The following is a 12936-nucleotide window of genomic DNA, read 5'->3' as shown; positions in this document are numbered from 1 at the left end:
TTCCTTCAATCAAAGAGTGATAAAAAATGGTTTACTGCCGCAGCAAACGCCGCCGCGTTCGATCGGTGAGCATTATGCCCAACATGCGCAATGGTTTGCAGCGGTAAAGCGCAGTACTTTGCTACTTGCCGAAATTTTTCGTCTTTTTCGCCACACAGATAAGTAAAAGGCAACGTCAATTGTTGCAATTCAGGCACCAGCCAGGGTTGGTATCCAAGCGAAGTATTTTCCAGCATATCAGCCACACCACCGCCATGATTATGACTGCGCACGTTGATCAGTTGCCGGCGCTGTTCAGGTAATAGATCAGAAAAAACCGCCTGCTGATACCAATCGGACAAAACCTGTTCAATCGGCTGAGAACGAAAACGTCTGGCCCAACGCCTATCATGTTCAAGACGGGCATCCCTTTCCTGTTGGGAAAACAAACCAGGGTTTCCTCCTTCAACCAGCAACCCACACAATCCCTGAATATCACCATAACAGACATGATTCATGGCAATACGGCCTCCTAACGAGTAGCCAATCAGCCAGTATTTATCAATTTGCTGTTCTGTTAACGTTTCAGACAGCAGACGACTCATATCGGTGAAATTTTTTACCCGAACATCCCTGGAATCACCATGACCAGGCAGATCGATTACCAATGAGGGATAATGAGCGCACAGATTCACTAATGGCAACCATTCATCGCCACTGCCCAATAATCCATGCAACCAAACCAGCCAGGGGCAGTCATTGTGACGGTTGAACTTGCGACCAGCCAGACTCACAACATAGCCACCTGTTTTAAAAGCTGTTGCAAACACTCAGCCCCTTCTCTACCTGGCACTTTCAGTTCAATCAGCGTGGTTTCATTTTGTTGCCATGCCTGTTCAGTACATTGCCGCAATTCAGCCCAACTTTGTGGACTGGCGTAATTCAAACCAAACATCGCCGCCGCATGATCAAAATTAACGTACTGAGGCATACAGTAAAAACGTTGCCTTTCCTCTTCCGGCGTAGGCAGTAAAGAGAAAATTTGTCCGCCATTATTATTTACCACAATTAATACGGTTGGCGCGGAAGGATGACGCAACAATGCCAGGCCATTCAGATCATAAAGTGTAGATAAATCACCGATAATCGCCAAAGTTGGCTTTGCTGTTGCCCGTTGCACACCAGCCGCAGTGGAAATCAATCCATCAATACCGCTTGCACCCCGGTTACTGTAGACCGGATACCCTGCCGGTAATTGCCCAAGCGCATCGATCAAACGAACAATCAGGCTGTTACCCACAAATAACTGTCCATATTCAGGCAGTAATTCATGTAATTGATAAGCTACGGCAGCTTCACTGAACTTCCCTGCTAATTCTGTTCTGACACAGTTAACTGCTTTCTCTGACCAGATTATGAGCTCTTCTGCCCACGATGTACGCAATTGTGCCGGATGAGCCCGTAACCAGTCAGCAATATTACAGGTTAATTTTCTGCCTCGATGATTGGCGGGATCAAGCCGGCCTGGAATGGGATCAATAATCCAAAACTCCTCCGGCTGGCATTTAGCCTGCCACTGTAACAGACGTTTTCCCATCAGACTGGAACCAAACTGGACCATCAGTTGCGCTTGCGCCAAAATTGTCTGTGCGTGAGGATTATCCAACCATAAATCGGCACAAGGCAATGGTTGCCCGGTTTGTGAAAGCGCATTGCCAATCAGCGGCCAGCCTAATGTTTTTGCCCATTCAGCAACATAAATCCCCTCTTCAGCACTTATTCGTCCAGCCAGTACAACCCCTTGTTTTTGTTGCCAATAGCGCCAATCAGGCACTTCTGCCACCGCACAGATTGCCGGCTGACTTAACCAGGGCTTATTACTTTTCCACCAGTTGCCTAACTGTTGCTGCCACTCATAATAAGAAGGCTGTTCATTACCATATAACGGTTCAGCAAATGGGCAATTAATGTGCAAGGCCCCATGCTGCAAGTTCGCCATACCATTATCTATGACAGAAACCAGCCAGCTTGCAGCAATATCGTCTGTTGGTCTTGGCAAACAAATTGTCTGAGATGGATGAGAAGCAAAAATACCCTGCTGATGAATAGCTTGATTCGCACCACAATCTATCAATTCTGGTGGCCGATCGGCAGTCAGGAAAACCACACGTTCACCCGTTAAGCCAGCTTCGATTAATGAAGGATAGAGATTTACCACCGCAGTCCCGGAAGTGACGATAACCCCGACCGGCTCTTTACTTGCTTTAGATAATCCCAGTGCCAGATGGCCTAACCCGCGTTCATCAAAATGGGTATGACAAATCAGTTTGTTATTCTCCGCCGCAGCCATTGTTAAAGGCGTGGAACGTGAACCTGGCGCAATGCAAACATGACGTAATCCGTGGCGGGTAAGTGCTTCCAATAAAAGTTCCGCCCAGCGGCGGTTAAATGCGCTGTTTGACATATTTTACTCAAAAAAACATTGATAAAAACTCGCTGTCAGCCTAACGATACGGATAATCTTTTCTTTATCCTAGTTCAATGAATTGCCATTTAATCGAAAACTTGTTTTCACCGACTACTGTGCTTTATCTGACCACTTGCGGCCATAAGCTGTACAGCAGATAATGATTCACCCAGTGTTAAATCACTACCGTCTCCAGCCTTTGCCCCAAAAGACATGATAAAAAGTAGGATTATACGGAGCATTAATAATAATTAAAGCCCTGATTATTTGTGTAGTTATATGTGTTCAATTCCGTTAGCAGCGAAAGCTCTCTCCAATGCTGAAAACAGGATAAATCAGACGTTTAGCCCTTCTGATAACGAATATTAAATTCATTAATATAATCACTTTGAATTATGTGATTTTCAATAAAGCGGCGCTTTCACTTACTGCTAAAAATTTACTAAATAAAGACCGTTATTATAAGCCAGGAAATAAAACAAACCTGTATTCTCCGAATAAAATCCTTTCTCTAAAAAACATATCTTATTTGCAAAATAGTAAAATAGAATTATAACCCTCTCCCCCTTACTTGTTAACTCCGGCCATTATATGAACAATTAATACTTTAGTTAAAATAGGGTTCTGAATCTTTATTCCATGAAACAAGATAAATAGGGTGCAATCTTACCCACTTTTTAAGTACGCCATAAACGGTAAATCAAAAAACATCCAGCTTATTCTTTATAAAAAGATCGTATTACCTGCCTTTTAAATCAAAAAGGAAGAGATTATATAATCATAACATAGCAACACAAATGTAATTATTTGTTTTAAAATACATTTTCACATAAACAGTATTTAAATATTTTATATTTATCATACTAACATCAAGAAAGAACACAAAAACTCATAACAAATTAACAAGCAAACCAAAGTATTATTTTCAAGCTTAACTATCAACCATAAAAAAATCAACAATATTTAATTCCATTAATTTCATATTTATATATTAAAAACACCTAAATTTAATTCTGATGAAAATACAGACAAATGTTTAATTAAAATTATATATTAAACTATTTTTTCAACAAAAAATCACGCTAATCAATGTATTTTTAATTAAGATTATTCAATAAAAAATACAACGTAAATTCAACAGCATGGGTATTATGACATCCGGTTGTGCCTTGATGTATTTAATAATTTTTTCAATGCAGCAATAACCACTAATGGAGAAATATATGTTATTAGCTCAACTTCCAGCGGAAAAAACACTGAATGAAACAGATATTCCCTCTGCTACCTTGCAATTACTGACAGGTAAACAAGCAGGTGTTGCCCGCCCCGGTGGAATATTTACCAAAGAAGACCTTATTAATATCAAATTGTATGTTAAGAAAGGTCTTTCACTGCCTTTTAATCTAGAGGAAGTGAAAAATTATCTAGGCTACCAAAGGGTCGATATTCCTGGATTGGAACCAGAAGATATTCATACTTTATTTGAAGAAATCCGCATTCACTCACTTAGCTGGAGCGGAGTGGAAAACGATATTATGCAACAGAGTATCGATCTGGAAATTGTCGGTAAACAAATTACCGAGACCGGAGGGAATATCATCAGCATCATTAATGAGATGCCAATTATTGAACGCATAAAGAAGAAACTGGGAGAATTATCGAATAACCAATTAGCCAGTATCACCTACACCAATGAAGATAAAGAGGTGTCGCACGCACTGGAAGAAATCCTGGATAACATGAAGAACGATATTCAAAAACAGCAGCAGAAAACCGAAAAGGTCAGAACCGAAGTATCTGATTTCAAGCTAAAACTGATCGGCGGCAGACTCTCAAATGGCGGCATTGCATTTGGTTTACAGCCACAAGTAGAAAATAAGAAAAGGCTGATGAAAGACAATAAGATGTCAGTGGGTATCAAAGATCTCGATGAAAAAATTATCGAGAAAAAAGAAGAAATCACTCAACTTAAGAAAGACTACGACAAATTCGTGGGCTTGGCTTTCTCCGGCATCGCTGCGGGGCTTATTGGCCTTGCTATTACAGGTGGTATTTTTGGTGCTAAGGCAGAAGAAGTACGTAAACGGAAAAACGCATTGATCAAAGAAGTGCGCAGCCTGGAAGAAAGCATCAAAGGTAAACGTGCATTGCAAGAATCTATGGCCAGCTTGTCTATTGATTTTAGCGACATTGATACCCGTTTGCTGGACGCAGAAGTCGCACTGAACCACCTGGATTACATGTGGCAATCCATGCTAACTCAGATCAATGCCTCCAGGGATAAATTCGCCGAAATTAACGACGCGCTGAAACTGACCTCTTTTATCACCAAATTCCAGCAAGTGATAAGCCCTTGGAAAGAGGTAGAAGGTTCCGCTAAACAATTGGTCAGGGTTTTCGATGAGGCGTTGAAAGAGTACAAACAGCGCTATAACTAATCACAACTCTCCACTGTATTACATAGGAAATAGAAAAAAGGAGCATTAAAATGACTGAAATTATTACTTTTCCACAAAACTCTGCTGCTTATCCAGAAATCAACATAAAAACCTTGAATCAAGCGGTGAAAAACATCTGGCGTCTGGTGCAACAGCAAACTTCAGGCATTGAAATAATCCAGGAAAAAACGCTGCGGGTCGGCATATACAGCCGTGATCTTGACGAAACGGTACGTATCTCTGTGCCTCACCTGCAAACTGTCCTGCGGCAGCTCCCTCCTCAAGAATACTTTCAGACCATCCTCGAAATTGATGCAGAGCTGGAAAATTCTGAGCTGGACGATGAAACCCGGAATACGCTGTTAGAAGCACGTTCAGAGCAGATCCACAGCCTGAATAAAGATGTCAAAAACGTTATTCTCAACTTACATAATGAAGCTAACCAACTGGCCAGCAAAATTGCCGATGTGCGTAACGTTGTGATTTCAGAACGTCTGGGAGGAGTCCTGGAAGAACAACAAGCACGAAAAGTGGAACTGCAAGCTGATATTGCCCAGAAAGAGCAAGAAAAAGCCAAACTGGCCGAAAACCGCGACAAAATCATCGCAAGCCAAGATGTCATTCGCCAATACAATCTGGCTGACATGTTCAAGGACTACATTCCCAATGCCAGCGAAGTGGACAAACTGGACATCAGCAACCCTAAAAAAGAGGCCATCAAACAGGCACTTAAACAGGGAATTGAAATCGCCAAAAAGATTCTCGACAATATTTCTAAAGGGCTGAAATATATAGAATTAGCTGATGCCAGATCCAAACTGGATGAGCAAATCACTCAGTTGAATAAGGTGTCCGATAACCTGAAAACTCAACTGAAAGAGACAGAAAAGCGGATTACCGGTATCGGCGCTGCACAGCAAATCGAGACAGAACGCACCACACTACTGAGCCAGGCAACAACACTGGAACAAGTATGGAGTATATTTGCCAATCAATTACAGGAGACAATAGACAGTAAAACCGGCCAGCAAGATCTGACCAAACTCATACATAATCAGCTGAACTTCCTTAATAATCTGGAATCACAATACAGCGCGCTCCTATTGAGCTAAACACCACTTACTCCCTGAGCCTTCATCAGGCAGTACAAGGCATGAGCACAATGAATCAATGAAACTTGTGTGAAGTGCAGTTCAAGGGGAAGAGAGCGTTATCAACAACTGACAATCACCCGGTAAGGACCACCTTACCGGGCCAAAGTTGCAGTGAGGCTCACGTTAAAGTATCTGATAATATGACAGCAAATCTGATTAATGAAGCGTTGGAATTACAGCTAATATCAATCAGATTAAATCAATCTCTGATAAAGACGTGAAAATAATAGCTGGCCTTAATGGCTTAGGTTATCAGCCACATCTGTGCGCTTTTAAGCCAGCTATTCTTAAACAGAGTTGATTCTTCTCAATATCATAAAAAATACAGCATTAAGCTTCTCTGGTGATTAATACCAAGTCTATCAACCGGGCAAGGTAACTAGGTTGAATAAAGCTTTAGTGATTTAGCTAATATAAAACCGGTTTCCAGCGAGATTATCGGCATCTTTTGTGACATAAATCGCATTTTATTACATTTATTGGTGATTAATTCTCCGTGTAATCAAGACATAGCCGATTTTTTATTATATCTTTTTGTCTGAATATTAAACGGACAACATTATTGATTGTATAAATTTATTGATGACTGATAAGGGGAGACGCCCTGCATTTGTTTAATCAGGATTATCAATGTTGTTGCTCTGTTCGGTATGCCTGCATAAGACGAAAGAAAGATGGACAATCAAGCCCGTTGTCGGTTCACTGAAGGCAGCAAGAAGGCTATCAGGAACAGACGGTCAACATCCTCATCGCGCCCGAAGCCCCGGCGCTGAATATCTCGCGTGATCAGTTAATCGAAGGCGAAGAGCTCCCCGGTTACCTCACCCATCAAAAAGGTCTGTTGAAAAACGGTCTGCGCAACTGGCAATTGTTGGAAGAGCAGCCCGCGACGCTGGGCGATAACTTGCGGCAGGGCACCGCGCTGCTTTCCCGTTATCGGCCCAAAAAAGGCCAACAAGTCTATCAATATCAGGCCGTATTCCGGCTGGATGAGAAAAAAAGGCAGGCCAGCAAGCTGGCCCCACCCCTGCTGCACTGGCTGCGCGCGGCTCGCACTGCGCTCCGCTCCGTGCAGTCCCCAGGGGGCTTCCCTGTTAAAATGCTTGACCTGCGGGCCTCGCCAGCCCGCACCCGCCAACCCGCGTCAGCGGCGGAGAAAAAGGCGGCTAAATCAAGGGGAAAAATCCGCTCAACCGTATGATGGCGTCGGGATAGTGCCGAAGATCCGATCGGGTTAGCCGGAGGAGTAAATCCTTACAGTTACGTGCATAATCCGGTATCGTGGATTGATCCGTTCGGGTTGGCAGGTAAAAATTGCCAAGATGTTGGTAATAAGTCTAAAAATGCTCAAGAAATGGCAGAGGAGTTAGCTAATCAACTTAATAAAAATACAGTGACATTCTCAACTCCAACAACTATGGGGCATATAGATTTAAGAGGTAGGGCGCATTTTGATAAAATAACCCAAACGGATATACCAACTCCACATGTTCAAACTTCACCAATAAATATAGCTCCTAATGGAAAACGTTTTCCTTTGAAAAAGCAGGAAGTAGCCAGACCTGCTACTAAGCAAGATATACGTACAGCTAGAGAACTAGCTAAAAAACAAGGGATATTAAAATGAATGATAATATCATTGAACACCTTCAAAACTGGTATCAATCTAAATGCGATGGAATGTGGGAACATGAATATGGTTTTGATATCAGTACATTAGATAATCCTGGTTGGAAGGTTAATATATCAGGAGAAAATGGGAAAAACCCATTAAATATTATTGTAAATAACACTGATGCCGATTGGGTAAATATAAAGGCAAGTGAAAGAGAATTTAAAGGATATGGAGGTATTGCAAATTTAGAGACAATACTGAAATATGCAGCACAATGGCTTGATAAAGTGTAGAAATATAATTAAAGCCGGAAAGATCCCCATGATCTTCCGGCTTTTTGTTCTTACCGTGGAGAATACCCGTGATACGCCAACGCAGACTAGAGCCGTCCTATCGCATCCTTAATCAGCCACGCCTCATCATCATTCACTGCACAGGCGCGTCTCCGGTCGCGGTAGGAATAGCCGTTACCGACTACCCCCCTCACAGATCCGAACGTGCGCGACTAACGCATCCGGCTCCTACCTCAGGTGTTTGGCGTAAAAGCGCTGCAAAGGATAAGGATGCACAATTCGGGGGGACGGTATCCATTTATTCACCAGTGACGGGCCGGTGCTGACTCTGGGCTATAACCTGAACGGGCAGCTGACGGAAATTACCTGTACCGATGAAGGTGTACGTAAAAGAATATTATCCAAATAGATGAGTATCAAACGTTTTATCGTCGGTTATTTAACAACATCAGAAAAGATAAAAAATGAATATAATCCACGGTCGTTAAACATAAAACACGATATCCAATGATGATTAAACTTAACAAAAATCAGGCGTTAAAAGAGATAAAAACAACGGTTAAAACTTTATACCAATTAAATCCATCGAGTAAAAAAACGACTTCCGATAACAGGTTAACTGTCATCATCATTTAAAAACGAGAATACCAAAGCATTAAAGCTTTTATATCAAAAACGGGTTTAACGCAATAAATGCAACTTTTCAGAGGACAGTTAATGGTATTTAATCCCATTAATCCAAAGTTGAAAAGAAATCGCACGCAAAATAACATTACCCAAATAAACGGATATTAAAGCGCTTTCTCGCCAATTATTTAACAGCATCAGAAAAGATAAGAAGTGAATATAATCCGCGTTCGTTAAACATAAAACACGATATCCGATGATGATTAAACTTAACAAAAAGCAGGTGTTAAAAGGGATAAAAACAACGGTTAAAACTTTATACCGTTTAAAACCATAAATTATAAAATGATTTTTAATAACAGTTTAAAACCTACCCCTCACAAAACCCAAGGCAGAATTCACTTTTTACCCGGCCCGGTTTAATTCGTTTATCCGTGATTCTATACTCCACTTATTTTACATTTTCCTAACCTATCTAATCACTAAAAAGCACGATTATCAAAGCATTAAAGCTTGTATATAAAAGACAGATTTAATTATAAGCGCAGTTTTTTTAAATTACATTAACCATTAGCGAAAAACTTAAAATAAATCAGCGAGAAAAAGAATATTATCCGAAAAAAATACAATATACCATGATGATTAAACTTAACAAAAAGCAAGTGTTAAAAACAATGAAAACAATGGCTAAAACTTTATTATACAAGTTAAAACCAGAGGTTAAAAACCTACCCATCATAAATCTATCAGTGAAAATGAGAAAAAGCATTGGCTTTATTAATGCTTATATACCCTGTAAAAAGACACATAAGAAGATATAATAGGTTAATCAGACAATATATTTAAAAAAAGAACCAAATTTAATAACGTTTTCAATCGGAGAGTGAATTCTTTATCAGCCAGTTAAATAATTATTCGTGAAAAATAGGAACAACAAAATCCGCAAATAAATGATTTAATCGAATATGAACTTGTTTACTCGCAGAGTAATTATGTTGCATTTATTATGTAATTCTACCATCCATTATATAAAATCTTTAATCACTCTACATTTTCGCTTTTAAAGAGTCATGGCAGGTTAGGTAAATGTGAAATAAGCGGAGTATAACATCATCGATAAGTGTTTAAATATGAAAATGGATAAACCGTTTTCAATCCCTCTTTATTTTTTAAAAATCTGGCATTAATGGGACTAGATTTCTTTAATTTTTCGCTGACTAATTACCGATAAAAAGACGCCTGCGATCGCCAAAAAAGGAAATGCCCGCAAAAAGAGAAAGTGAACAATGTTAAAAGGATGAATAGCGAATACCACTATTCTCATTCCACGGATTTTCTTGTTTTTTAATTAAAAAGTCACATAAACTTGTTACGTAATTTGGTCTTACACATCATGGGGCATAAAAAAATCGCAATTAATGGGCAATAAACACTTACGTGAATCCCAAAATGGGACTAAGGTAAGATTTATGAAAATAATATCCGCTGCATCACTGAAAACATTTTGGGAAAAGTATCCCGACGCAGAACAACCACTAAAGGCTTGGTTTTACGAGGCAAAAAAAGCCTCATGGAAGACACCAGCAGATATCAAGGCTCAATACTGTAATGCGAACATCCTAAAAAATAATCGCGTGGTATTTAACATTAAGGGAAACAATTACCGTCTGATAGTTTCTATCTTTTATCCCGCATGTTGGATGTACGTAAAATTCCTCGGCACACATAAACAATACGATGCCATAAATGCCAGCACCGTAGAACCGGAGTGAACAATGAACATTAAACCCATTAGAACAGAACAAGACTATAAAGCGGCACTTGAAGCCATTTCACCCCTGTTTGATAATCAACCTGAAATTGGAACACCTGAGTTTGATTTTTTAGAAGTGATAGTTCTGCTCATTGAAGAATACGAAGCAGAACACTATCCAATCGACCCACCAGACCCGATCGAGGCCATTAAATTCAGAATGGAGCAATCAGGATTAACAGTTAAAGACTTGGAACCCACTATCGGCAAATCCAACCGTGTTTATGAAGTTCTCAATAGAAAGCGTAATCTGACATTATCCATGATCCGGAATTTACACAGTATGTTTGGTATTCCTGCTGATGTCCTAATAAAACCAACAAAACCAGCTCCATAAGGGGCTAGTTTTATAAACCATTCGTGGCTTACGGATTTCAAATCCAATAGCGGTTATTAAGATAAGAATAAATCAGTACCCCTAATCCCTTATAACCAAGGAAAGAAATAGAAATTTAACCTTTTTCTAAGCTGCCTGTACGGCAGTGAACGGCAACTCTAATCTTTGCTTCAATGAAATAAATTTCTAAGCTGCCTGTACGGCAGTGAACTACCCGTGGTCCAGTAATGCTTGCTACTGGATTTTCTAAGCTGCCTGTACGGCAGTGAACAGTAACTGATCGCAACGGAATTGTATTAGCACTTTCTAAGCTGCCTGTACGGCAGTGAACTTTGTGAGAGAGGTCGTGAAATTCTGGGATATTTTCTAAGCTGCCTGTACGGCAGTGAACTATGTGTAGCCCAGTGATTTAAATTAATCGGATTTCTAAGCTGCCTGTACGGCAGTGAACGGTAGCCTTGGGCGTTTGGAACATCTGGCGATTTTCTAAGCTGCCTGTACGGCAGTGAACTGTTGCATATTAACTTTAATTTATTGATTATTAAAGAGCAAAGTGACTATAAAGGAGAAAAACCCTTTTTTTAAGCAGACTCTAACCTCTTAAATAAATCAATAAGTTATCATTAGCTGATAAAAAAGGGTCAAAAATAGCATCCTACCTCTGGTCAACTATCTTAAAACTAACTATTTTACTCTTCTTTATATATTACATATAGTTGCTACAAACTAGCCGGTAATTTTTGAAGAATACCGACACGCTTTTTCTATAATCAACTCTGTTTAAAAGAGAATCAAATGACTTCATTTCCCATCTATCATGTTGATGCATTTACAGATCTCCCATTTTCTGGCAATCCCGCCGCTGTTGTTATATTAGATCACTGGCTTTCAGATAAAGCTCTATTATCCATTGCTATGGAAGTCAATCTCTCCGAAACGGCCTTTTTAGTTAGTAATCACTTACGTTGGTTTACCCCCAAAGTTGAAGTAGATTTATGTGGACATGCTACATTAGCTACAGCTTTTGTGATGGTTGAACATCTAGCCATTACTGATAATCCTATCGTATTTCAAACCCACTCTGGCGCTATTACCGTTTATCATGACAACGGTACTTATAAACTTGATTTACCCAAAGTTACCTATAAAGAAGAGTCCATTCTGCAAGCAGATATTGAGAATGCACTTGGTCAAAAAATATCTGAGCTTCTCGTCTCTGATAATCGCTATATTTGTTTACTCGAAACCGCAGAACACGTTCTAAATACAAAACCTAATTTCGACAAAATAGCGGCTTTGCCTTTACCAGGAGTTGCTATAACAGCACAAGGTAAACAACAAATTGACTTTGTTTCGCGATATTTTGCACCCGCTAAAGGTGTGCCAGAAGATCCAGTAACCGGCTCATCACATTGTGTACTCGCCCCATTTTGGGGTAACCGTTTAAACAAACAACGGTTATATGCACGTCAATTGTCAAAACGAAGTGGGGACATTGTGTGTGAATTGCACGGAGATCGAGTACATTTGCTAGGAAAAGCCAAATTATTTTCCTATGGGCATATAATCCTTGATCTCCCAGCTATTTCCTAAGATAAGAAACTCAACATAGATTATTGATGCAAGATTATAAGAGAAAGAGAATTTTGTTAATAAAGCAAAACTCTCTGGCTGCTTGTACGGCAGTGAACTTGGCCTTAAGAAAAAAGTAACCGGGAAACACTTTCTAAGCTGCCTGTACGGCAGTGAACTCTTTCATTACGAGCACCGACCAATGAAACTTTTTCTAAGCTGCCTGTACGGCAGTGAACTTTGAGCCCCCCGCCGCCGCCGCAAGTGAGGTATTTTTCTAAGCTGCCTGTACGGCAGTGAACGCCTATCTATTCGATGATGAATACGTTGACGATTTCTAAGCTGCCTGTACGGCAGTGAACCTACCGGCTTTTGACGGAATATTGGTACATGCTTTCTAAGCTGCCTGTACGGCAGTGAACAGATGTCATCCTGCGCTTTGCTGAACAAGTTTTTTCTAAGCTGCCTGTACGGCAGTGAACGGAATGTAAGTGCCACCCGTCTGAATATTCGATTTCTAAGCTGCCTGTACGGCAGTGAACTGTTGCATATTAACTTTAATCTATTGATTATTAAAGAGCAAAGTCACTATAAAGGAGAAAAACCCTTTTTATAAACAGAGTTTAATCCCCTTAATAAAT

9 protein-coding genes, 1 pseudogene and 2 CRISPR repeat arrays are annotated in these 12936 nt (G+C 40.2%); of the genes and pseudogenes, 8 read left to right on the top strand and 2 right to left on the bottom strand.

The window, feature by feature from the left end; all coding sequences use genetic code 11:
- Positions 1–5: 5 nt before the first annotated feature.
- Positions 6–773: a 2-succinyl-6-hydroxy-2,4-cyclohexadiene-1-carboxylate synthase gene (gene menH, locus C5471_RS13475; protein ID WP_133814711.1), complete on the bottom strand. Its 768-nt coding sequence runs from the start codon at positions 771–773 to the stop codon at positions 6–8.
- Positions 770–2443 carry a 2-succinyl-5-enolpyruvyl-6-hydroxy-3-cyclohexene-1-carboxylic-acid synthase gene (gene menD / locus C5471_RS13470; RefSeq protein ID WP_133814655.1) on the bottom strand — a complete coding sequence of 558 codons (1674 nt, stop codon included), beginning with the start codon at positions 2441–2443 and terminating at the stop codon, positions 770–772. Before menD ends, menH begins: the two co-directional genes overlap by 4 nt.
- Positions 2444–3657: 1214 nt before the next feature.
- On the opposite strand from menD, the gene C5471_RS13465 reads away from it, so the two are divergent.
- The 8 genes and pseudogenes from C5471_RS13465 to C5471_RS13430 all read left to right on the top strand — a co-directional run bounded on the left by C5471_RS13465 (position 3658) and on the right by C5471_RS13430 (position 12316).
- Entirely contained in the window at positions 3658–4884 is a 1227-nt protein-coding gene (locus C5471_RS13465; protein ID WP_133814654.1) for an alpha-xenorhabdolysin family binary toxin subunit A, read from the top strand.
- Between the two features lie 50 nt (positions 4885–4934).
- Complete coding sequence (locus C5471_RS13460) at positions 4935–5996, top strand: alpha-xenorhabdolysin family binary toxin subunit B (protein WP_133814653.1); 1062 nt, start codon at positions 4935–4937, stop codon at positions 5994–5996.
- 784 nt (positions 5997–6780) lie between these two features.
- A complete protein-coding gene (locus tag C5471_RS24390) occupies positions 6781–7239 on the top strand; it encodes a DcrB-related protein (protein WP_339959284.1) in 459 nt (152 codons plus the stop codon).
- Positions 7240–7260: 21 nt separating this feature from the next.
- Positions 7261–7665 (top strand): annotated as a pseudogene (locus C5471_RS13450) (RHS repeat-associated core domain-containing protein); the annotation flags it as partial.
- Positions 7662–7946 carry an Imm53 family immunity protein gene (locus C5471_RS13445; protein WP_133814652.1) on the top strand — a complete coding sequence of 95 codons (285 nt, stop codon included), beginning with the start codon at positions 7662–7664 and terminating at the stop codon, positions 7944–7946. The pseudogene C5471_RS13450 and the gene C5471_RS13445, both read left to right, overlap by 4 nt.
- A gap of 2096 nt (positions 7947–10042) precedes the next feature.
- The gene (locus C5471_RS13440) at positions 10043–10345 is read left to right on the top strand and encodes a type II toxin-antitoxin system HigB family toxin (protein WP_133814651.1); all 303 of its coding nucleotides are present in this window, start codon (positions 10043–10045) and stop codon (positions 10343–10345) included.
- A gap of 3 nt (positions 10346–10348) precedes the next feature.
- Complete coding sequence (locus C5471_RS13435; protein ID WP_133814650.1) at positions 10349–10723, top strand: helix-turn-helix domain-containing protein; 375 nt, start codon at positions 10349–10351, stop codon at positions 10721–10723.
- A gap of 123 nt (positions 10724–10846) precedes the next feature.
- Positions 10847–11234: a CRISPR direct-repeat array (repeat unit 28 nt; unit sequence TTTCTAAGCTGCCTGTACGGCAGTGAAC).
- 284 nt (positions 11235–11518) lie between these two features.
- Positions 11519–12316, top strand: a complete 798-nt coding sequence (locus tag C5471_RS13430) for a PhzF family phenazine biosynthesis protein (protein ID WP_133814649.1) — start codon at positions 11519–11521, stop codon at positions 12314–12316.
- Between the two features lie 129 nt (positions 12317–12445).
- Positions 12446–12837: a CRISPR direct-repeat array (repeat unit 28 nt; unit sequence TTTCTAAGCTGCCTGTACGGCAGTGAAC).
- Between the last annotated feature and the right edge of the window lie 99 nt (positions 12838–12936).

The sequence above is a fragment of the Photorhabdus tasmaniensis genome, from assembly GCF_011189505.1.
In the GTDB taxonomy this organism is placed as follows: Bacteria; Pseudomonadota; Gammaproteobacteria; order Enterobacterales; family Enterobacteriaceae; genus Photorhabdus; species Photorhabdus tasmaniensis.
This window is presented reverse-complemented; position numbering and strand designations above follow the sequence as displayed.

Excerpts from the sequence above, each read along its gene's own strand:
- menD (WP_133814655.1), bottom strand. The coding sequence starts at position 2,443 with ATGTCAAACAGCGCATTTAACCGCCGCTGGGCGGAACTTTTATTGGAA.
- C5471_RS13465 (WP_133814654.1), top strand. The coding sequence starts at position 3,658 with ATGGAGAAATATATGTTATTAGCTCAACTTCCAGCGGAAAAAACACTG.
- C5471_RS13460 (WP_133814653.1), top strand. The coding sequence starts at position 4,935 with ATGACTGAAATTATTACTTTTCCACAAAACTCTGCTGCTTATCCAGAA.
- C5471_RS13445 (WP_133814652.1), top strand. The coding sequence starts at position 7,662 with ATGAATGATAATATCATTGAACACCTTCAAAACTGGTATCAATCTAAA.
- C5471_RS13440 (WP_133814651.1), top strand. The coding sequence starts at position 10,043 with ATGAAAATAATATCCGCTGCATCACTGAAAACATTTTGGGAAAAGTAT.
- C5471_RS13435 (WP_133814650.1), top strand. The coding sequence starts at position 10,349 with ATGAACATTAAACCCATTAGAACAGAACAAGACTATAAAGCGGCACTT.
- C5471_RS13430 (WP_133814649.1), top strand. The coding sequence starts at position 11,519 with ATGACTTCATTTCCCATCTATCATGTTGATGCATTTACAGATCTCCCA.